21 protein-coding genes are annotated in these 19,030 nt (G+C 68.9%); 3 read left to right on the top strand and 18 right to left on the bottom strand.

Translation table 11 applies throughout. From position 1 onward, the window contains the following. Positions 1–22 precede the first annotated feature (22 nt). Complete coding sequence (locus tag BLT62_RS02525; RefSeq protein WP_083362644.1) at positions 23–1,027, top strand: o-succinylbenzoate synthase; 1,005 nt, start codon at positions 23–25, stop codon at positions 1,025–1,027. 135 nt (positions 1,028–1,162) lie between these two features. Here the strand turns inward: BLT62_RS02525 and ccsB are convergent, their stop codons facing one another. The 6 genes from ccsB to BLT62_RS02495 all read right to left on the bottom strand — a co-directional run bounded on the left by ccsB (position 1,163) and on the right by BLT62_RS02495 (position 6,719). Continuing rightward, on the bottom strand, positions 1,163–2,152 hold the full coding sequence (ccsB, locus tag BLT62_RS02520; RefSeq protein ID WP_083365265.1) for a c-type cytochrome biogenesis protein CcsB: 990 nt from the start codon (positions 2,150–2,152) through the stop codon (positions 1,163–1,165). 46 nt (positions 2,153–2,198) lie between these two features. Further along, the gene (gene resB, locus BLT62_RS02515; protein ID WP_083362643.1) at positions 2,199–3,947 is read right to left on the bottom strand and encodes a cytochrome c biogenesis protein ResB; all 1,749 of its coding nucleotides are present in this window, start codon (positions 3,945–3,947) and stop codon (positions 2,199–2,201) included. Then, positions 3,931–4,677: a cytochrome c biogenesis CcdA family protein gene (locus BLT62_RS02510; RefSeq protein ID WP_083362642.1), complete on the bottom strand. Its 747-nt coding sequence runs from the start codon at positions 4,675–4,677 to the stop codon at positions 3,931–3,933. Before BLT62_RS02510 ends, resB begins: the two co-directional genes overlap by 17 nt. A 4-nt stretch (positions 4,678–4,681) precedes the next feature. Next, positions 4,682–5,290 carry a TlpA family protein disulfide reductase gene (locus tag BLT62_RS02505; RefSeq protein WP_083362641.1) on the bottom strand — a complete coding sequence of 203 codons (609 nt, stop codon included), beginning with the start codon at positions 5,288–5,290 and terminating at the stop codon, positions 4,682–4,684. Beyond that, positions 5,290–5,943 (bottom strand): histidine phosphatase family protein, encoded by a 654-nt coding sequence (locus BLT62_RS02500; RefSeq protein WP_083362640.1) that lies wholly within the window; start codon positions 5,941–5,943, stop codon positions 5,290–5,292. Before BLT62_RS02500 ends, BLT62_RS02505 begins: the two co-directional genes overlap by 1 nt. A 62-nt stretch (positions 5,944–6,005) precedes the next feature. Continuing rightward, complete coding sequence (locus BLT62_RS02495) at positions 6,006–6,719, bottom strand: hypothetical protein (protein WP_083362639.1); 714 nt, start codon at positions 6,717–6,719, stop codon at positions 6,006–6,008. A gap of 78 nt (positions 6,720–6,797) precedes the next feature. Here BLT62_RS02495 and aspS point away from each other — a divergent pair, with 78 nt between their 5' ends. Beyond that, positions 6,798–8,177 carry an aspartate--tRNA(Asn) ligase gene (gene aspS, locus BLT62_RS02490; RefSeq protein WP_083362638.1) on the top strand — a complete coding sequence of 460 codons (1,380 nt, stop codon included), beginning with the start codon at positions 6,798–6,800 and terminating at the stop codon, positions 8,175–8,177. Between the two features lie 96 nt (positions 8,178–8,273). On the opposite strand, the gene BLT62_RS02485 is transcribed toward aspS, so the two are convergent. The 7 genes from BLT62_RS02485 to BLT62_RS02455 all read right to left on the bottom strand — a co-directional run bounded on the left by BLT62_RS02485 (position 8,274) and on the right by BLT62_RS02455 (position 16,553). Further along, positions 8,274–8,630, bottom strand: a complete 357-nt coding sequence (locus BLT62_RS02485) for a heavy-metal-associated domain-containing protein (protein WP_083362637.1) — start codon at positions 8,628–8,630, stop codon at positions 8,274–8,276. 40 nt (positions 8,631–8,670) lie between these two features. Beyond that, on the bottom strand, positions 8,671–9,342 hold the full coding sequence (locus BLT62_RS02480; RefSeq protein ID WP_083362636.1) for a GAP family protein: 672 nt from the start codon (positions 9,340–9,342) through the stop codon (positions 8,671–8,673). Positions 9,343–9,370: 28 nt separating this feature from the next. After that, positions 9,371–10,672, bottom strand: a complete 1,302-nt coding sequence (locus BLT62_RS02475) for an ion channel protein (protein ID WP_083362635.1) — start codon at positions 10,670–10,672, stop codon at positions 9,371–9,373. After that, on the bottom strand, positions 10,672–11,502 hold the full coding sequence (locus BLT62_RS02470; protein WP_172829613.1) for a mechanosensitive ion channel family protein: 831 nt from the start codon (positions 11,500–11,502) through the stop codon (positions 10,672–10,674). The genes BLT62_RS02475 and BLT62_RS02470 overlap by 1 nt, the downstream gene beginning before the upstream one ends. Positions 11,503–11,506: 4 nt before the next feature. Further along, a complete protein-coding gene (locus BLT62_RS02465; RefSeq protein WP_083362633.1) occupies positions 11,507–13,138 on the bottom strand; it encodes a SulP family inorganic anion transporter in 1,632 nt (543 codons plus the stop codon). 20 nt (positions 13,139–13,158) lie between these two features. Then, positions 13,159–14,106, bottom strand: coding sequence for an HAD family hydrolase (locus tag BLT62_RS02460; protein ID WP_083362632.1), 948 nt, complete (start codon positions 14,104–14,106; stop codon positions 13,159–13,161). A 101-nt stretch (positions 14,107–14,207) separates the two neighbouring features. Next, complete coding sequence (locus tag BLT62_RS02455; RefSeq protein ID WP_083362631.1) at positions 14,208–16,553, bottom strand: arylsulfatase; 2,346 nt, start codon at positions 16,551–16,553, stop codon at positions 14,208–14,210. A 254-nt stretch (positions 16,554–16,807) separates the two neighbouring features. On the opposite strand from BLT62_RS02455, the gene BLT62_RS02450 reads away from it, so the two are divergent. Further along, positions 16,808–17,197, top strand: a complete 390-nt coding sequence (locus tag BLT62_RS02450) for an SHOCT domain-containing protein (RefSeq protein WP_083362630.1) — start codon at positions 16,808–16,810, stop codon at positions 17,195–17,197. Between the two features lie 67 nt (positions 17,198–17,264). On the opposite strand, the gene BLT62_RS02445 is transcribed toward BLT62_RS02450, so the two are convergent. The 5 genes from BLT62_RS02445 to BLT62_RS02425 all read right to left on the bottom strand — a co-directional run bounded on the left by BLT62_RS02445 (position 17,265) and on the right by BLT62_RS02425 (position 18,986). After that, positions 17,265–17,573: a Dabb family protein gene (locus BLT62_RS02445; RefSeq protein WP_083362629.1), complete on the bottom strand. Its 309-nt coding sequence runs from the start codon at positions 17,571–17,573 to the stop codon at positions 17,265–17,267. Beyond that, the gene (locus BLT62_RS02440; RefSeq protein WP_083362628.1) at positions 17,570–17,839 is read right to left on the bottom strand and encodes a glutaredoxin family protein; all 270 of its coding nucleotides are present in this window, start codon (positions 17,837–17,839) and stop codon (positions 17,570–17,572) included. Before BLT62_RS02440 ends, BLT62_RS02445 begins: the two co-directional genes overlap by 4 nt. A gap of 145 nt (positions 17,840–17,984) precedes the next feature. After that, complete coding sequence (locus tag BLT62_RS02435) at positions 17,985–18,083, bottom strand: 30S ribosomal protein bS22 (RefSeq protein ID WP_003792170.1); 99 nt, start codon at positions 18,081–18,083, stop codon at positions 17,985–17,987. A 90-nt stretch (positions 18,084–18,173) separates the two neighbouring features. Then, the gene (locus tag BLT62_RS02430; protein WP_083362627.1) at positions 18,174–18,368 is read right to left on the bottom strand and encodes a helix-turn-helix domain-containing protein; all 195 of its coding nucleotides are present in this window, start codon (positions 18,366–18,368) and stop codon (positions 18,174–18,176) included. Between the two features lie 171 nt (positions 18,369–18,539). Beyond that, positions 18,540–18,986: an ArsR/SmtB family transcription factor gene (locus tag BLT62_RS02425; RefSeq protein WP_083362626.1), complete on the bottom strand. Its 447-nt coding sequence runs from the start codon at positions 18,984–18,986 to the stop codon at positions 18,540–18,542. Between the last annotated feature and the right edge of the window lie 44 nt (positions 18,987–19,030).

Genomic DNA, 19,030 nt, shown 5'->3' with positions numbered 1-19,030 from the left:
ACCGCGGTGCCAGACTGGGCACATGACCCAGTCGCCGCTGCCGGAGCTCGCCGAGATTCTCACCCACGCGCGGGTGGTCACCCTGCCGATGGTGACCAAGTTCCGCGGCATCACCGTGCGCGAGGCGGCACTGTTCGAGGGCCCGGAGGGCTGGACCGAGTTCTCGCCGTTCGTCGAGTACGACGACGCCGAGGCGGCGAACTGGCTGCGCGCCGCGATCGACTTCGGCTGGCGGGCGACCCCGGCCCCGCTCCGCGAGCGGATCCCCGTGAACGCCACGATCCCGGGCATCGCGGCCGAACAGGTGCCCGAGGTGCTGGCCCGCTTCCCCGGATGCCGCACCGCCAAGGTCAAGGTGGCGGCCAGCGACCAGACGCTCGCCGACGACGTGGCCCGCGTGCGGGCGACCCGCGAGGCGCTCGGCCCCGAGGGACGGGTGCGCATCGACGCGAACGGCGGCTGGAACGTCGACGAGGCCGAGCACGCCCTGCACGCCCTGGCCGAGTTCGACCTGGAGTACGCCGAGCAGCCCTGCGCCAGCGTGGAGGAGCTCGCCGAGATCCGCCGCCGCACGGCCTACATGGGCATCCCGATCGCCGCCGACGAGAGCGTGCGCCGGGCTAGCGACCCGCTCGCCGTGGCCGCCGCGGGCGCCGCAGACCTGATCGTGATCAAGGCGCAGCCGCTCGGCGGCATCCGCCGTGCCCTCGACATCGTGCAGCAGGTCGGCCTGCCCGTCGTGGTCTCCAGTGCCCTGGACACCTCGATCGGCCTGAGCATGGGCGCCTCCCTCGCCGCGAGCATTCCCGATTTGGAATACGACTGTGGGCTGGGCACGGCCTCGCTGCTCGCCGCCGACGTCACGACGGACCCCCTGCTCGCCGACGGCGGCTCCATCGCCGTCCGCCGGGTACAGCCCGACGCGGCCCTGCTCGGCCGGTACGCCGCGGCTCCAGCCCGCCGCGACTGGTGGATCGCCCGCATCGCCCGCGCCTACACCGTGCTCGAGCGCGAGCGCGCCCTGTAGCCCGCCCACCGCAGGCCGCCCCGCCCGCGCACACGCGCCACCTCCGCCGCCCACGCAAACACGCCACTTGCGCCGAGTCCGCGCCAGCTGAGCTGGCGCAGACTATGCGCAAGTGGCGTGAGAGCAGCCGGCGGCTTACAGGCCCGAGTAGGCGTGCAGCCCCTTGAAGAAGAGGTTGACGATCGTGTAGTTGAACAGGATCGCCGAGAAGCCGATGATCGACAGCCAGGCCGAGCGGGAGCCGCGCCAGCCGCGGGTCGCGCGGGCGTGGATGTAGCCGGCGTAGATGACCCAGATGATGAAGGTCCAGACTTCCTTGGTGTCCCAGCCCCAGTAGCGGCCCCAGGCCGCCTCGGCCCAGACAGAGCCGGCCATCAGGGTGAACGTCCAGAGGATGAAGCCGACGATGTTCACGCGGTAGGCGAGGCTCTCCAGTTTGTCGGCCGGGGCCAGCGTGTCGAGGAAGCGCAGGCCGCGCGAGCGCTTCTCGAGCGGCTGGGCGACGCGGCGGGTCTGCATCAGCTGCACCACCGAGAGGCCGAAGCCGAGCGCCATGAAGCCCATGCTGGAGGTCGCGACGAAGACGTGGATGACGAGCCAGGCCGACTGCAGCGACGGCGGCAGCGGCACGACGCTGACGTAGAAGTTGACGGTCGCCAGGCCGAGCAGGATGACGACCATGCCGGTGACGAAGGTGCCGAGGAAGCGCAGGTCGAACTTGATGTTGACGATCAGGAACACCGTCACCATGACCAGCGTGCCGGTCATCGCGAACTCGTACATGTTGGCCCACGGCACGCGCTCGGCGGCGACGCCGCGCAGCACGGTGGCGGAGAGGTGCAGCAGCCAGCCCACCACGGTCAGCGCCATGCCGACGCGCAGCGCGGGCGAGCGGCCGTAGTCGACACTGCCGAGCCCGACGCGCTTGGCGGCGGCGGATGCCGGGGCTTCCGCGGTCAGCACGGTGCCGCCTGCCGCGTTCTGCGCCGCGGTGCCCGCGACTGCAGCGCCGGAGGCAGCGCCTGCGGCGGCCTCGGCCGCGGCATCCTGCACCGCGCCCACGACCGCCGAGCGCTTGGCGAGGTCGATCGAGAACGCAATGAATGCCAGCGCGTACACGGCCATGGCCGAGTAGAGCGCGATGATGGAGATTTCGTCGAATGCCACGGAGTTAGCCTAGGTCGCTTGTCTCGCCAGCGCGAGGGGTGGGGGCGGATGGGGTGGAGGGGGAAGCGGGATCGACATCGGGGATGCCGAGCCCGGCGGCGTGCTTGCTCGCGAGGGCCGCGACGGCCTCGTCGAGCGCCGGGTCCTCGCCGCGGGCCAGGCCCGCGTACTCGAGCCGCAGCGAGCCGTCGGACTCCTCGATCGCCTTCACCCACACGCGGCGGCGTGGGACGAACAGCGAGGTGCCGAGGCCGAGCAGAACGAGCACCGCGAAGAACGCGACCCAGAACTGGGTCGGGTCGTGGTGGATGTCGAAGGAGGCGAAGCGGTGCACGCTGTGCGAGTAGTCGCTCACCGGCTCGCCGGCGGCCGGCGCGTTCGGGTCGACGTTGTCGAAGCTCACGGTGCCGAGGCCGCCCGGCAGCTCGGCGCTCTGGCCGGGCATCAACTGGATCGAGTCGACGCCCGTGTCGCCGCGGGTGAGCTGCGTCATGGTGTCGATGTCGAGCGTGTAGACGGAGGTCGGCGTGCCGTCGTCGATGCCGAGGTCGCCCGAGTAGACGTCGAGCGTCAGCATCGGGAACTCGAGATCGGGGAAGCTGGAGAAGAACGGCGGCTCGCTGGCGGCCTGCGTCGGGTAGAAGAAGCCGATCATGCCGACCTGCTCGGCCAGGCCGTCCGGCACCTTGACCACGCCGAGCGAGGTCAGCTGCGCGTCCTGCGGCAGGAACGGGATGGAGTCGGTGAAGACGACCTCGCCGGCCGGGTTGGTGACGGTGATCGTCGGCGCGTAGCCGTTGCCGAGCAGGTAGACATCGGTGCCGCCGGTGCGCAGCGGCTCGTTGACCTTGACCTGCTCCTGAACCGGCTCCTGCCCCTTGTGCTCAACGGTGACGTTGGCCGCGAAGTCGGTCGGGGCGCCGAAGGCGTCCTGGTTCTCGGTCTCGTAGACGACGTCGAAGCTGTCCAGGGTGAGCTTGTACGGCTCGAGCGAGTCCGGGTCGAAGAAGCGGCCCGGGTTGAACGAGTCGAAGGCGAGCAGCGTGTTGACGAAGGTCTGCCCCTCGACGACGACGCGCTGGCCGGCGAAGCCGAAGCCGCCGCCGAAGCCGACGGTGACGAGCACGCCGACGAGTGCGGAGTGGAACACCAGGTTGCCGGTCTCGCGCAGGTAGCCGCGCTCGGCCGAGACCGAGAACTCGCGCTTGCCTGCGACGACGCCGTCGAACAGGGCGGTGCGGTAGCCGGCCGCCTTCAGCTGGCTGCGGGCCGAGTCGATGGCGGACGCCGCGTCGGCCTGCTCGGCCGGAACGGTGCGCGCGGTGAAACCGGCCAGCCGCGAGAGCCGGGCGGGCGTCTTCGGCGGCTTCGCGCGCAGCGCCTGCAGGTGGTGCTTGGTGCGCGGGATCACGCAGCCGATCAGCGAGACGAAGAGCAGCAGGTAGATGCTGGAGAACCAGACGGAGGTGTAGACGTCGAAGGCCTGGATCTTGTCGAGGGCCGGCGCGAGGTCGGGGTTGTCGTTGAAGTACTGGGTGACGCCGTTCGGGTCGCTCGAGCGCTGCGGCACGAGGCTGCCCGGCACGGCGGCGATGGCGAGCAGGAGCAGCAGGAACAGCGCGGTGCGCATGCTGGTGAGCTGGCGCCAGAACCAGCGCATCCAGCCGACGAATCCGAGCTGGGGCTGGTTGATCTCACCCTGTGGCGCGCGATTCGGCGCGCCGGCGTCAACGTAATCAGATGGCCGGGACAAAGCTGCCAATCCCTCCTGCGAGCTGGTAGATCCACAGAGTCCAGAGACCCGAGACCATGAGCACACCGATCGCGATGAGCAGTGCACCTCCGATGATGTTGACGGCACGAATATGCCGTCTGAAGAATGCAACCGATCCGGTGACCCAGCTGAGGCCGAGCGTCACGAGCAGGAACGGCACGCCGAGGCCGATGCAGTAGGCGAGGCCGAGCAGGGCGCCGCGGCCGGCGGAACCGGCATCCGTGCTCAGGCTCATCACGACGGCCAGCGTCGGGCCGATGCACGGCGTCCAGCCGAGGCCGAAGACCAGGCCGAGCAGGGGTGCGCCGGCAATGCCGGTGACCGGCTTCCAGGACGGCTTGATGGTGCGCTGCAGGAAGGTGAACTGGCCGATGAAGACGAGTCCCATCAGGATGACGAAGACGCCGAGAATCTGGATGATGAGCGTCTCGTTGGCCGCCAGCCACAGGCCGAGTGCCCCGAACAGGGCGCCGTAGGCGACGAAGACGACGGTGAAGCCGAGCACGAACAGCGAGACGCCGAGCAGCAGGCGGCGGCGCACCGCGCGGGCCTCGTCCTTGTCGGCGGGGATCTCGCTGAGGCCGCCGATGTAGCCCAGGTAGCCGGGCACGAGCGGCAGCACGCAGGGAGAGAGGAAGGAGACCAGGCCGGCCAGGATCGCGATCGGGATCGCGAGCAGCAACTGCCCGCTGAAAACGATCTCGCCCACGGTGTTACTCGGCCTCGGCGATGGTGTCCCGCACGAGGGTGCGCAGGATCGACTCGTCCTTGATCTGGCCGAGGATCCGGGCGGCGACGCGCCCCTCCTGGTCGAGCACCAGCGTCGTCGGCACGGCGTTCGGCGGCACCTCGTTGCCGAAGGCCTGCTGCATGCTGCCGTCGTTGATGTCGGCGATCGACGAGTACGTCACGCCGTAGGTCTCCTCGAAGGCGCGCGCCGTGTCGACCTGGTCGCGCACGTTCACGCCGAGCAGGCTGGCCCCCTGGCCGGCGAACTGCTGGTTCACCGCCTCGAGGGTGGGCGCCTCGGCCCGGCAGGGCGCGCAGCTGGCGTACCAGAAGTTCACCACGAGCACCTCGCCGCGGAAGTCCTCGGAGGAGACCGTCTCGCCGGCGAAGTCCTGCGCCTCGAAGTCGATGGCCTCGCCGCGGTTCTCCAGCGCGATCTCCTTCACGACACCGGTGCCGGAGATGTAGTTCTTGTTGCTTCCCTCGCGGTACTGCTCGGCGAGCGGGTCGTTCGAGCAGCCGGCCAGCAGGGCGACGGATGCCACGGCGACCGCCACGGCTCCGAGCAGTCGCTTACGGGTGAAAACTGCCATCACACGGCTCCCAGGTCCACGGCGTGCGCCGAGATCGATGCGGCCGGCTCTGTGTAGCCGGTCTCCACGAAGGTGCCGCCGAAGCGGCTGAAGCTGGTGATGCTGGAGAGCGCGCAGCGGCGTTGCCGCGGGTCGTGCCAGAGCCGGTCGCCGGCCAGGAAGTTGTGGGTGGTCCAGATGGGCAGCTGGTGGCTGACCATCACGATGTCGCCCTCGGCGCCGTCGGGCAGAAGCGCCGCGGTCTCCCACGCGTCGTTCATGGCGGCGACCATGCGGGCGGCGATCGATTTGTACGCCTCTCCCCAGCTCGGGCGCAGCGGGTTGACGAGTGCCGGCCAGTTGGCGGGCTGCTTCAGCGCCTCGCGCATCCGCTGGCCCTCGAAGTGGTTCGCCGGCTCGATGATGCGCGGCTCCAGCTGCACCGGCAGGTTCAGCGCGGCCGCGACGGGCGCCGCCGACTCCTGTGTGCGCTGCAGGGGTGAGGCGTAGAGGGCCGAGTAGCGGATGCCGCGGCCGGCCAGATCGGCGGCAGCAGCGGCGGCCATCTCCTGGCCGAGCTCGGAAAGCCGATACCCCGGAAGGCGCCCGTACAGCACGCGCTCGGGATTGTGCACCTCTCCGTGACGGACGAGGTGGATCTGTCTGGCTACCACGGGCTCAAGTCTACGGAGGGGCATGCTGTGAATCTGCCCCGCCTTCCTGTGTGCGCGCTCGCTCAGCTCCCCCAGTTCGCGGTCGGCGCCATGATCTGCTCGACGACGCCGTCCGGCGAGGACGCCATGACGCGCACCGAGAGGGCGGCCGGCTCATAGTCCGGGTAGAACTCGCCCTCGACGGGCTGCTGCTCGAGCAGGAACATCGCCTTCTCGGTGCCGCCGCCCGTGTCGATCCAGTCTCGGTAGGAGTGTGCCCCGACCTCGGTGCCCGTCATGCCGACGTGCACGCCGTCGGTGCTGGCAATCGCCACCCCGCCGCTGCCCGCCGTGCCGATCCGCACAAAGTAGTTGGGGAAGTCGGGGAAGCTCGTCTCCGTGTCGAGGTCGATGAGTTCAAATCCGCCCCAGTTCAGCTCGTCGGCCGCGGCGAAGTGGGTGACGGCATCCTGGTGCGTCACCACGGGTTCCGCGCCGAAGGCCTCGGTGAGTGCGGCGATCGCCGGGGCGGCATCGGCGTCGAAGTAGCCGAACTCGGCCAGGGTCGCTCCGTCCGCCGCCAGAATCGCGATGCCCTCGACGGAAACCGTGACGCTGGCAGCGCGCTGTGCCGGCTCAGCAGCGGGCTCCGACTCGGCTGTGGTCTCCGGCGCAGCGGCGGTGCTCGATTCGGTCGGCTCAGACGTGTTCGGAGCTTGCGCGGCCGGGGCGGCGCAGCTGGCCAAGGCCAGGGCGAGGAATGAGGCGATGACAAGCACCGCAGCGGGCTTCTTCATGGCTGATGCTAACCCGGGAACGCCTCTGCGTCACGCCGCCAGTTCTGAGGGCAGAGCACCGAAGGTAGGATTGACCGCGTGACTTCTCGTGTATTGATCAAGGACCTTTCCGCCCTGGCCGACGGCCCCGTTACGGTGTCTGGCTGGGTCGATACCGTGCGCGACCAGAAGAAGGTGCAGTTCATCGTGCTGCGCGATGAATCCGGGGCCGCCCAGCTGGTGAACCCGGCCCTGCGCGCCCTCCCGGTGACGGATGCCGAAGCGGGCACCGTCGCACTCGAGGGCGAGGAGCTGGCGGCGGCCGAGGCCCGCCTGGCCACCACGGAGGCGATCTCGGACCTCGCCAACGGCTCCTTCATCACCGTGACCGGGCAGCTGAAGCAGGACGAGCGCGTGAAGCTCGGCGGCCTCGAGGTCAAGATCGAGAGCCTCACCGTTGTGAGCGAGGCCATCGCCGAGACCCCGATCGCCACCGACTCGGGCCTCGACAAGCGCATGGACTGGCGCTTCCTCGACCTGCGCCACCCCAAGCAGAACCTCATCTTCAAGATCCAGACCACCTTCCTGCACGCCATGCGCGAGTACTGGGTCGACAACGACTTCATCGAGATCCAGACGCCGAAGCTGATGGCGTCGGCGAGCGAGTCGCGCGCCGAGCTGTTCGAGGTCGAGTACTTCGAGGGCAAGGCGTACCTGGCGCAGAGCCCGCAGTTCTACAAGCAGATGGCGCAGTCGGCCGGTTTCGGCAAGATCTTCGAGGTCGGCCCGGCCTTCCGCGCAGACCACTCCTTCACCAGCCGCCACGCCACCGAGTTCACCAGCGTCGACACCGAGATCAGCTGGATCGACTCGCACGAAGACGTGATGAACCTGCACGAGGAGCTCCTCGTCGCCGGCTTCACGGCCGTCAAGGCCAAGCACGGCGACGCGATCAAGGAGCTGTTCGACGTCGAGATCACGGTGCCCTCTCGCCCGTTCCCGCGCATCCCGCTCGCCGAGGCGAAGCAGATCGTCGCCGAGCGCGGCTATGAGATCCCCCGCGCCGACGACGACATGGACCCGGAGGGCGAGCGCCAGATCTCGGCGTACGTCGCCGAGAAGCTCGGGCACGAGTTCGTGTTCATCACCGACTACGCGTCCAGCATCCGCCCGTTCTACCACATGCGCCACGAGGGCGACCCGAGCCTGACCAACAGCTACGACCTGCTGTTCAACGGCACCGAGATCTCCACCGGCGCCCAGCGCGAGCACCGCATCGACGTGCTCGTCGCGCAGGCAGAGGACAAGGGCATGGACCCGGAGGAGCTGGGCACCTACCTCGACTTCTTCCGCTACGGCGTGCCGCCGCACGGCGGATTCGGCATGGGCCTGGCCCGCGTGCTGATGCTCATGCTGCACCAGGCGTCGATCCGCGAGGTCACCTACCTCTTCCGCGGCCCGACCCGCCTCGAGCCGTAGGCCCCAGCAGAACGAAACCGAGCGGGGGCTTCCGCACAGTGTCCATCACCGGGACTGTGCGGAAGCCCCCGCTCGGTGCGTTGTGGGGCGGTGCTGCTAGGCCAGGGCGTAGCCGGCCTCGTCGATCGCGGCCGCGACGGACTCCGTCGCCAGCGGGGCTTCGCTCTGCACGGTGACGGTCGAGAGGCCGCCCGCGACGAGCGCGACGGCGACGCCGGTGACCCCGGGCAGGGCGCTGAGCTCGGCGGTGACGCTCGTGACGCAGTGCCCGCAGGTCATTCCGGTCACCTGCAGCTCGGTGCTGACGGATGCCGCCGCCTCCTCGCGCGGCTCGGCGACCGCGTCGCTGCTGCCGCAGCCCCCGCCACCGCCACCGCAGCAGCTGGCGCCCTCCGAGATGCTCGTGAGGCCCAGGTCGGCAGGGTTCAGGTCAGAAGTCGTGGTGTTCGTCATGCCCCCATAGTACCCCCGGGGGGTATCTCGGTGCAACGGCTCAGAAGCTCGCGATCCCCTTGCCGACCATGACCACGCCGATCACCAGCAGCAGCACGGCCATCACCGTGGAGTTGTTCTGCTGCAGCCAGACGCGCAGCCGCTCGAGCGGCGCCTCCATCGCGGGGGCCGCGACGAGGTAGGCAATCACCGGCACGGCGACGGATGCCGCGGCGATCACGACGAAGATCGCCAGACTGAGCACGATCGCACCGCCGTCGAGGCCCGCGCTGCCGACGATGACGCCGGCGCCGGCAGCCATCAGCAGGTTCTTCGGGTTCACGGCCGAGAGCACGAAGCCGAGCCCGGCGGCGCGCACCGCGGTCATAGAGTCGATGGCCGACATCCACCCGGGCAGGGCCGCCTGCTCGCCCTCCCTCGGTCGGCCGCGCCACTGCTTGAGGGCGAGCAGCAGCAACAGCGCGCCGATCGCGATCTTGATCCACCCGGCGATCGGCTGGGAGGCATCCGGGTCCTTCTCCGGCAGCACGCTGGAAAGCAGGGTGAACACGCCGACGGCGACGATGATGCCGAGCACCCAGCCGAGCAGGAACCCGACGCTGGTGCTGCGCGCGCGGGGCGAGAGCAGCATGAGGATCGCGGCGATGATCGGGATCGGGCTGATCGCAATGCCGAGCGCGAGCGGGAGGATGTTGCCGATTACTGGACCCATGGTGCTCCTTCGTGGCGCGGAACGCGCATCAGTGGGGTGGGGTCGACGGGCCGGCGGGCGCCGCCGTCGGGGTGCTGCTGCCGATCAGCATCGGCGGTTGCCGGGTGACCATCAGCCAGATCGGCAGCACGATGATGCAGAGCAGCGGCAGCACCGTGATGTCAGCCACCACGGTCACCGCCATGAACAACGAGAGCCAGCCGTCCCTGGTGACCACCAGGACCATGCCGAGCACGCCGGACGCGATCGCCAGGCTGAGCGGGATCCCGGCGAACACCGCATGGGCGACCAGGCCGACCGCAACCCCGATGAACGCAGCGGGAAAGACCCGCCCGCCCCGGAACCCGGCCGTTGCGGCGATGAGGAGGGCGGCCAGCTTGATCAGCGTCACGGCCACAAGCTGCCCGACGCTGAGCTCGGCGGCATTCGCCGTGAGGTCCTTCATCTCCGTCAAGCCCTTGAACAGCGTGTCCGGGCCGCCGAGCACGCCGAGCACGCCGAGCAGCGCCCCCGCGATCGTCAACGGCAGCACGGGGTTGCGCAGGAGGTGGAAGAGGCGGTGCAGCAGCGGGAAGAGGTAGACGCCGAGGAGGCCGAGGAGCACGGCGACGGCCGCGACGGCAACGCCGCTCACCAGGTCGATCAGCTCGGGAGCGCCCAACGCCGGCACGTCGACGGACAGGTTGGGCCGACCGGCGATCGCCATCACCAGCGATCCGGTCCCGGCCGAGACCAGCGGCAGGAAGAGCTTGTCCCAGAGCGCGCCGCCGCCGCTCGTCATCCCCACGATCCCGGTGAGGACCAGGGCCGCCCCGACCGGCGTCCCGAACAGTGCGCCGATCGTGCCGGCGGCGCCCATCAGCACCACGAGTTGGAGGGGCACCCGGGGCCAGAGCTTGGCCGTGATGGCCACGGTCAGCGCGGTGTTGATCGCGATGACCGGGTTCTCCGGCCCGAGGCTCACACCGCCGGCCTCGCCGATCACCAGCACGGCGGCAAGCGCGGGAAGCACGCCGAGCGCGAGCGGCGGCGCCACGAGGCCCGTCGTCGCCGGGTCCGGCCCGGCGTGGCCGGGCGCGAGCCAGACGATCAGTCCGACGATGAGCCCGGTCAGCGTGAGCACGCCCATCGTCCACCAGCCGGTGGTGTCGCCGACGCCGAGAAGGCCGGGCAGCCCCTGCCAGACGAGCGTCTCCAGCCAGTCGGCGAGAACGGTCAGGCCGATCAGCACGACGGCCGTCACGAGGCCGATCAGGATCGCCGGGATCGAGAGCAGGAGCGCCGTCCGCGGGGACGGCGCCCCTGCGGGCATGTCGGTCAAGGCGGTCATCAGAGCTCCCCTGACTGTGTCAGCGGCGGAGGCGGCAGCGCGGACGTGACGCTGGCCGGCAGCTGGCGCTCCGCGCACGCCGCCGCCAGTGCTGTCACGACGGCGGAGGTGACGGCGACGCCGCGCATCGGATGGTGCCAGTACTGCACCCTGGCGATGATCCGGCGTGGCTCGACGGAGATGATGAGGGTCCGCGCCGGTTCGGTCGTGTGCACCTCGTCGACCGCGGATGCCGCGGCGGAGAGCACCTCGCCGAGCCGTTCCGGCGGCAGCACCCCGGCGGCAACGCGCACCTCCACCTCGCTGCGGCGGGCACCCGCCTGGGAGTGGTTGACGACCGGCTCCTGCAGCAGGCGCCCGTTCGGCACGTGCACGGTGCGCCCGTCAGCGGTGCGCAGGATCACGGTGCGGCCGTTGAGCTCGAGCACGGTGCCCACGTAGTCGTCGGTGGCGATCTCGTCGCCCGGTTTGATCGGGTGCCGCGACTGCAGCACGACGCCGGCCGCGAAGTTGTCGGCGACGCCGCGCAGCGCGAGCGCGATCACGACCCCGACGATGATCGCGATTGCGAGCAGCGGTTGCACCGAGGCGCCGAGGAAGCTCAGCCCGATGCCGATGCCCAGCAGGATCACCACGTACTTCGCGATCCGCGCGATGAGCAGGGTGGCGCCCGGCGAGATTCCCGGCGTCCGAGTGAGCAGCGCCGTCACACCGCGCTTGACGAAGATCGACACGACCCAGCCCGCGACGACCACCAGCGTCGCGAACAGCAGGTCCCATCCGCTGATGTCGCTGGAACCGAAGAAGTCGCCCACCGCGCCGCCGTCCATCCTGTTACCCCATCCCGGACTCGACGCTGTCGAACACCCGACCGTCGGCCTCGAGCCCATGGAACCAGCTCGTGCGCCGGGCAATCAGGAGGGCGGCATCCGGGAGGGCGGCAATGCGCAGCTGCACCCCCTGCGACGCCAGCTCCCTGTCCAGGTCGGCGAGCGTGTCGAGCACGGTGACCGATGTCGTTGCCATGCGGCCGAGGTCGAGAACCACCGCGCCCAGCCCCTCGGCGGCCCGGGCGGCTGCGAGCACCGCCTGCTCGGTCTCCAACACATTCGCGGTGTAGAGCGGCCCGCCCACGACGACGGCGAGCACCGGGCCGCGCCGCTCCCCCACCGTGACCCTGACTTTGCTGAGCTCGATGAGGATCAGCAGCAGGGTCAGGGCGACCCCGACCGCGACGGCCGGGAGCAGGCCGGCGGTGAGGCCGACGGCGGCGGTGGCGACCGTGGTCCAGAAATCGGGTCGATTGACTCGCGCCAGCCGCAGCAGCGACGGCACGTCGATGAGCCCGATGACGGCGACGAACACCATCGAGGCCAGTGTGGCCTCCGGCAAGAGGCTGAGCACCGGTCCGAGGAAGAGCGCGACGAGCACCGCGAACGCCACGGTCACCAGCGTCGACAGCTGGGAGCGGGCCCCCGCGGCGAGGTTCACCGCGCTCTGCGAGAAGCCGCCCGCGGCCGGCAGCGTCGAGAAGAACGACCCTGCGATGCTGGCGGCCGAGGTGGCGAGCAGCTCCTGGTTGCTGTCGATCTGCTTCTCGCCGGCCGCGCGGATGCCGCGGGCCACCGCCGCCGACTCGAGGAACGCCATCACGGCGATGGCGAGCGCCCCGGGAATCAGGTCCACGATGTCACCGAGTGCCGGCAGGCTCGGCAGCGGCAGGCCCTGCGGCACCGGCGCGATCACCGAGACCCCCGCCGCCCGCGCCCCGGTGAAGGCGATGAGCAGGATGCCGCCGGCCACGACGATGAGCGGCCCCGGAATGCGCGGGGCGAAGCGCTTGAACCCGAACAGCACGGCGATCGAGCACACGGAGAGCAACAGCGTTGGAACATTCACGGTCGGCAGCGCCACGATCACCGCATTGATTGAGCGGATGAAGCCGTGCCCGGTGAAGTTGCTGTCGACGCCGAGCAGCGTGGGCAGCTGCCCGACGGCGACGGTCGCCCCCACCCCGATCTGGATGCCGAGGATCGTGGACTTGTTGATGTTCTCGACGATGGCGCCCAGCCGGAGCAGGCGGGCCAGCAGCAGGATGACGCCGACCAGCAGGGTCAGCGTCGTCAGGTCGCGGACGGCGTCATCCGAGCCGACGGCCACCCCGGCGCTCACCAGCGTCGTCGCGGTGAGGGTGGCGATCGTCGATGTCGTCGAGACGCTCATCGCGCGGGCGCCGCCGAGCAGGGCGTAGACGAGCATCGGCACCATGCAGCTGTACAGGCCGATCTGCACGGGCAGGCTCGCGATGGTGGCGTACGCCATCCCCTGCGGCACGACGACCGCCCCGGCGGCGAGCCCTGCGATGACGTCGGGCCCGATCCACTCACGCCGGTATCCGCGCAGCGTCGGCGCGAACCAGGCGCGCCGTTTCTCGGCGGGTGGTCGCGGCCCCGGCGTCGATGTCACGGGCCGGCTCCCCAGGCCCGTCACGCGGTGCCCGCGGCGGCCTGCGGCACGAACACGCTCGTCCAGTCGTCGCGCACGCTGACGACGGTGAAGTCGTGCTCGGCCGCCGCGGCGAGCGCCCGTTCTGCCCCGGAGTCGTAGGGGGCATCGCCGCGCCCAGAGGTGTCGTCATGGTGGATCAGCAGCGCGAGGGAGTCCGGGCTGCCCTGGGTGTAGCGCAGCATCTCGATGTCGCCGTTGGAGTTGCCGGCGGCGAGGATCGGGCGGCGCCCGATCCTGGTCCAGATGCGCACCGGCTTCATCGGGCCGTCATCCATGAAGTCGAAGGTGGCCCCGTAGCGCACCTCGGCGCTCTCTGCGTCATAGCTCAGCCCGACCGCGGAGCCGACGACGCGCTCGGGCGGGATGCCGTAGTACTCGCTCGTGATCGGCCGCATGAAGTCCCGGTCGCCGCCCGAGATGATGTAACAGCTGAAGCCGTGCGCCTCCAGGTAGCGCAGCAGCTCGACCATCGGCTGGTAGACGGCTCCGCGATAGGGCGTGCCGAGGGTCGGGTGCCGGGCACTGCGGTAGAACTCGGCGACGGCTCTCTCGTAGTCCTGAACGGCGACGCCGTCCGTCGAGGTGAGGATGGCCCCGATCAGCAGCTTCAGATCGCTGTCGTCGCCCGCGTAGTGCTTGTCGACGGCGTCACTCAGCCAGCCGAAGTCGCCGCCGACCGCGGCCGCATACGGCTGGCGCTCGGCCAGTGCGGGGTCAGCCGACGCCGCGGCCGCCCACTGCTGCACGATGTAGTGCAGCTGCGTCGGCATCGGCTTCTCCGTCCACAGCGTTCCGTCGTTGTCGAAGACCGCGACCCGCTCGGCGGCCGGAACCGCCCCGGGCCCGACCCCGCTCACCCGCTCGACGAAGTCGACGATGCGCCTGCGCGTCGGGGTCTCCGCCCACGACCTCAGCGTGTCTCGCATCTGAATACCCCCTCCGGATCCCCCAGGCCCCGGCCGATCGGCCGGGGCCGCGCAGCTCAGCTCGGCTCTGCTCCGTTCGGCTCAGCCCCGTTCGACCCGGCTCAGTCTCTGGCGTACGCTGCGGCCAGGTGAGCCTCGACGTCGACGTACACGTCGTCGCCGATGTCGAACACCACCTTCTCGATCGTGCCGCCGGTGAATTCGAATCGCGACCCCCTGTAGGCGCTGGAGACGGCGTCGCCGCTGTCGTAGCCGATGCAGAGTCCCTCGCCGCAGAGCGAGAAGTGCCCGAGCACCGTGCGGATCTCCTGCTGGCCAACGAGCTGCTCGTCGATGTAGAGCTTGAGGGGCCCGACGCCCTCGCGGTACTCGCCCATCCGCTCCTTGGTGAACTCCACGCCGATGATGTGCCTGCCGGTCAGCTTGAGCGGCGCCGAGATGCGATCCTCCGGCGGGATCCCGAGGAAGTTGTACGCGTAGCTCACCTCGCCGTCCTTGATGAACAGGGCGTGGCCGCCGAACCGAGAGCCGTGGGCGAAGATGACGCCCTCCGCGTCGGCCGTGAGATCGACCTCGGCGAGGATCTTGTAGGAGACCCCGTGCACGTTCGCCGCCGAGCGCTCCGGGATCTCCGTCGTGCCCGGGTAGTAGGTGTACTGGCCACTCGGCGGCACCGGCACCTTGAACTCCATGTTCACGAACGTCTCGAAGTCCTTGGGGTTGCCGATGATCTGCAGGTCGTTGAGCGGCAGCACCTTGTTCGCCTCGGCCTCACTCATCCAGAGCGCCTTGAGCTCCTCGAGCTTCTCGGGGAACTCTTCCGCGAGATCGTGGGCCTCCGCGCGATCGACGTCGGTGTGGAACAGTTGCCAGACGTCCTTGTCGAAGCCGCTCATGCCGCTCACCGGGCCATGCTCGGCGACGGCCTTCCAGCCCTTGTGCCAGATGCCGCGACTGCCGAGCATCTCGTAGTACTGCGTCTCCTTCTGCGTCGGGCCGTCCGCCGCCGCGTCGAAGGAGTAGCGCATCGACACCCCGGCGAGCGGGCTCTGCTCGACGCCGTTGTAGCTCTTCGGCATCTCGACGCCACACACGTCGAGGATCGTCGCGACGATGTCGGTCGAGTGGTGGTATTGGTTGCGCACCTCGCCCTTGGCCTGGATGCCGGCCGGCCAGTGGATCACCATCGGGTCGCAGACCCCGCCCTGGTAGGTGTAGCGCTTGAACATCTTGTACGGCGCGGAGAAGCCCATCGCCCAGCCGGTCGGATAGTGGTTGTAGGTGTCGGGGCTGCCGAGCTCGTCGACCATCGTGAGGTTCTGCGCCTCGTCATCCGGGTAGCCGCCGAAGACCTTGCCCTCGTTGACGGAACCGTTCGGGCTGCCCTCACCGGACGCCCCGTTGTCGGCACAGTAGATGATGAGAGTGTTCTCGAGCTGGCCGGATTCCTCGAGGTAGTCCACGATGCGCCCCACCTGCGCGTCGGTGTACTCCGAGAATCCGGCGAACACCTCGGCCATCCGCGAGAACATCGCCCGCTCCTCCGCGCTGAGCTCTGCCCAGGGGCGCACCTCGTCGGTCTGGCTGAAGGTGCCGTCGGGCATCGGGTTGATGTCGCCGAACGTCGTCCCCTCCGGCAGCAGCCCGCGCTCGATCATGCGTGGCACGACCCAGTCGCGGTATGCCTCGTAGCCGTCGTCGAACTGGCCCTTGTACTTGGCGATGTACTCCTCTGGCGCGTGGTGCGGGGCGTGGTTGGCTCCGGGGCAGAACCACAGGTACCAGGGCTTGTCCGGCTCGGTCTGCTTCGAGTCCCTGATCATCTTGAGCGCCTGATCGGCCAGGTCCTTCGAGAGGTGGTAGCCGTCCTCCGGCAGGGCGGGCTGATCGATGTAGTGGTTGTCCTCGGCGAGCGACGGGTACCAGTTGTTGGTCTCGCCCCCGATGAAGCCGTAGAAACGGTCGTAGCCCTGGCCGAGCGGCCAGTTCTTCTTCGAGGCGCCGGCCGTCCACTCATCGATCGGCACATTGTGGTTCTTGCCCACCCAGTATGTCGACCATCCGGCGTCGCGCAGGATGTTGGCCATCGTGGCGTTCTCCGGCGGGATGTGCGAGTTGTACCCCGGGAAGCCCGTCGAGGACTCGGAGATCGTCGCGAAGCCGTTGGAATGGTGATTCCGGCCGGTCAGGAACGTGGACCTGGTCGGCGAGCAGAGCGCCGTCGTGTGCCACTGCGAGTAGGTGAGGCCGTCAGCCGCGAGCCGGTCCATCGTGGGCATGTTGATGCGACCGCCGTAGGGCGACCAGGCCGCCTGGCCGGTGTCGTCGTAGAGCACGACGAGAACATTCGGCGCGCCCACCGGGGCGGCGGCGCCCAGGAACGCGTCCCAATCGGGGACGGAGTCCCGAACGTCCAACTTGATGCTGCCGGTGAAATCCTTGGCCACGAGCCGCTCCCCACCTCACACGAGTTCCCGGTGCGAGGCCGCCAGCGCAGTGCAGGACTGGCGGCGCCGCCAGCGCGACGCGCTGTTCGACAATCTAGACCCGGTCCCGCGCGAAAATCTAGGGTGGCAGGATTATCGGCTCTGTGGCGGGCAAAGCGTGTCATGTACTTCCGCTGGCTGGGAGAACGGCGATAGCGTGTCCCCCAACGACCTCCAATTGGGAACGTCACACAGCACGATGAGGGGAAGAGTCAATGAGCATTTGGGAAAACTTCTGGAACGTCCTGTGGGCGTTCTTCTGGGCATTCGCATTCATCGCCTACCTGTTCGCAATCTTCGCGATCATCGGCGACCTGTTCCGCGATCACAAGCTCAACGGATGGTGGAAGGCGCTCTGGATCATCTTCCTGATCTTCCTGCCGTTCCTGACCGCGCTGGTGTACCTCATCGCCCGCGGCAAGGGCATGGCCGAGCGCCAGGCCAAGGACGTCGCCGCCGCGCAGCGCGCGAGCGAGCAGTACATCAAGCAGGTTGCCAGCTCGTCGAGCCCCGCCGAGGAGATCAACAAGGCGAAGGCCCTGCTGGATTCCGGCGCCATCACCCAGGCCGAGTTTGACGCGCTGAAGGCCAAGGCGCTCGCCTAGGCCTCACACACACGCAGAACGCGCATGCCCCGGGTTCCGGGACATGCGCGTTTCTCGTTGCCGGGCGCTATGCGCCGAGCTGGAAGTCGACGCAGCTGCGCTCGGCCACGACGGACTTGATGAATCCGGCCACGGCGACGTGCGCCGGGTGCACCTGGTAGCCGGCCAGCGCGGCCTCGTCGGCGTAGTCGGCGATCAGCACGACATCCCAGTTGGCGCCTGGATTCAGCACGTTGAGGCCGACGTCGATGGCGCTCATGCCGTCGATCTGGCCGCGCAGGCCCTCCAGGCCGGTCTTGATCTCGGCGGCCTGCGCTGCCTTCAGCGTTGGGTCACTCTCGGCGAGCCTCCACGACACGATGTGACGGATGGTCATTGCGCCTCCTGCAGGGCTTTCGTGAGGCGCACCGGGTCGATGCGCCAGTAGTTGTGCACCGCGCCGTTGATCAGCACGACGGGGATCTCCTCGACGAAGCGCTCGTGCAGAGCGGGATCGTCGAGGATCGACTTCTCCTCGAACACGATCGCGTCGGCGGGATGCTCGGTGGCGAGATCGGCCAGCACCGCGGCCACGACCGCGCGCGCATCGTCGCAGAGGTGGCATCCGGGCTTGCCGATGAGCGTCAGAACGGGGGTGGTCACCGTTCCAGCCTAGTCGGGGCCCCGCACGCCGAGCGGACCGCCCGGGCGCAGAAATCGACGCTTTAACAGCAATAAGCGCTAGACCCAGGGGTCTAGCGCTCGCTGCCTGAAGGACCCACCGCGCGGACGCGGCGAGTTCTCCGGCTTACTTCTTGTTGCGACGCTGGTGGCGAGTCTTACGAAGCAACTTACGGTGCTTCTTCTTCGCCATACGCTTGCGGCGCTTCTTGATTACAGAACCCACACAAACCTCACAAGATTTTGGATGACTGCGAGTGCAGCCGAAACTAAGTGGCCAGTCTACCGGATTCGACGGGGTTCTCTTGCCGAAAGTTCACCCAGAACCGCTGACGTGGTGCTCAACGGCCTCTTGAACGGCGGATTCCGGCACTCGAAAAGAGCGTCCGAATCGGATGGCGGGCAGTTTTCCGGCGTGCACCAGCCGGTACACGGTCATCTTGGAGACCCGCATCATCGCGGCCACTTCGGCGACCGTCAGAAAGCGCACATCAGAAAGATCCTGTGCCATGATTCCTCGCTCGCGGCCCGGCGGGCCCCGGGTAGGCCCTCGCTGCACGGTGCGCGTGTGACAGGTGTGACTCGAGTGACGCGTGCAGGTGACGAAACTCTAGGCCGCGGGCGCACACTTGTCTAGGGCCGGGATTTCGACCGGCTCACTCAGCGGAGGTGCCGTGGGGCACTACTCGTAGCGGCGCCACTTCTTGGGCGCGACATCCTTCACCACGGAGCTGACCTTCACGGAGGTGTCGGCGAACGCCTTGCCGATGGCGGTCGCGAAGGCACGCTGCTCGTCCTTGAGGCCGGCATCCGCGAAGTCCCCCTCGCGCACAACCGCGTCGAAGTCGACGCTCAGAAACGGGATCAGCCAGTCCTCGATGGCTTCCAGCGGGGCGTGGTCGAGGTGGTAGTAGCGGTGCTGGCCCTCCTCGCGCACGGCAACCAGACGGGCCTCGCGCAGCACCTTGAGGTGCTTGGAAACGGTCGGCTGACTGAGCCCGAGCTCCGCGACGATCTCTGAGACGCTGATCTCGCCCGCCGCATCTGAGCGCGTGTTGTGCTTCGCCAACAGGATGCCCAAAATGTCGCGTCGGGTCGGGTCTGCTACCACGTCAAAGATGTCCGCCATGGGATCAAGGCTAGTCACTCCCTGTGGGGAGTACCATGACCATT

Source organism: Microterricola viridarii (assembly GCF_900104895.1).
Taxonomy (GTDB): domain Bacteria; phylum Actinomycetota; class Actinomycetes; order Actinomycetales; family Microbacteriaceae; genus Microterricola; species Microterricola viridarii.
The sequence above is the reverse complement of the archived record's forward strand: the minus strand, read 5'-3'. Positions and strand labels throughout refer to the sequence as shown.

What these genes read in the sequence shown, in the direction of transcription:
- BLT62_RS02525 (WP_083362644.1), top strand. Translation starts at nt 23, where the DNA reads ATGACCCAGTCGCCGCTGCCGGAGCTCGCCGAGATTCTCACCCACGCG.
- ccsB (WP_083365265.1), bottom strand. Translation starts at nt 2,152, where the DNA reads ATGGCCGTGTACGCGCTGGCATTCATTGCGTTCTCGATCGACCTCGCC.
- BLT62_RS02505 (WP_083362641.1), bottom strand. Translation starts at nt 5,290, where the DNA reads ATGGCAGTTTTCACCCGTAAGCGACTGCTCGGAGCCGTGGCGGTCGCC.
- BLT62_RS02495 (WP_083362639.1), bottom strand. Translation starts at nt 6,719, where the DNA reads ATGAAGAAGCCCGCTGCGGTGCTTGTCATCGCCTCATTCCTCGCCCTG.
- BLT62_RS02485 (WP_083362637.1), bottom strand. Translation starts at nt 8,630, where the DNA reads ATGACGAACACCACGACTTCTGACCTGAACCCTGCCGACCTGGGCCTC.
- BLT62_RS02480 (WP_083362636.1), bottom strand. Translation starts at nt 9,342, where the DNA reads ATGGGTCCAGTAATCGGCAACATCCTCCCGCTCGCGCTCGGCATTGCG.
- BLT62_RS02475 (WP_083362635.1), bottom strand. Translation starts at nt 10,672, where the DNA reads ATGACCGCCTTGACCGACATGCCCGCAGGGGCGCCGTCCCCGCGGACG.
- BLT62_RS02470 (WP_172829613.1), bottom strand. Translation starts at nt 11,502, where the DNA reads ATGGACGGCGGCGCGGTGGGCGACTTCTTCGGTTCCAGCGACATCAGC.
- BLT62_RS02460 (WP_083362632.1), bottom strand. Translation starts at nt 14,106, where the DNA reads ATGCGAGACACGCTGAGGTCGTGGGCGGAGACCCCGACGCGCAGGCGC.
- BLT62_RS02450 (WP_083362630.1), top strand. Translation starts at nt 16,808, where the DNA reads ATGAGCATTTGGGAAAACTTCTGGAACGTCCTGTGGGCGTTCTTCTGG.
- BLT62_RS02445 (WP_083362629.1), bottom strand. Translation starts at nt 17,573, where the DNA reads ATGACCATCCGTCACATCGTGTCGTGGAGGCTCGCCGAGAGTGACCCA.
- BLT62_RS02430 (WP_083362627.1), bottom strand. Translation starts at nt 18,368, where the DNA reads ATGGCACAGGATCTTTCTGATGTGCGCTTTCTGACGGTCGCCGAAGTG.
- BLT62_RS02425 (WP_083362626.1), bottom strand. Translation starts at nt 18,986, where the DNA reads ATGGCGGACATCTTTGACGTGGTAGCAGACCCGACCCGACGCGACATT.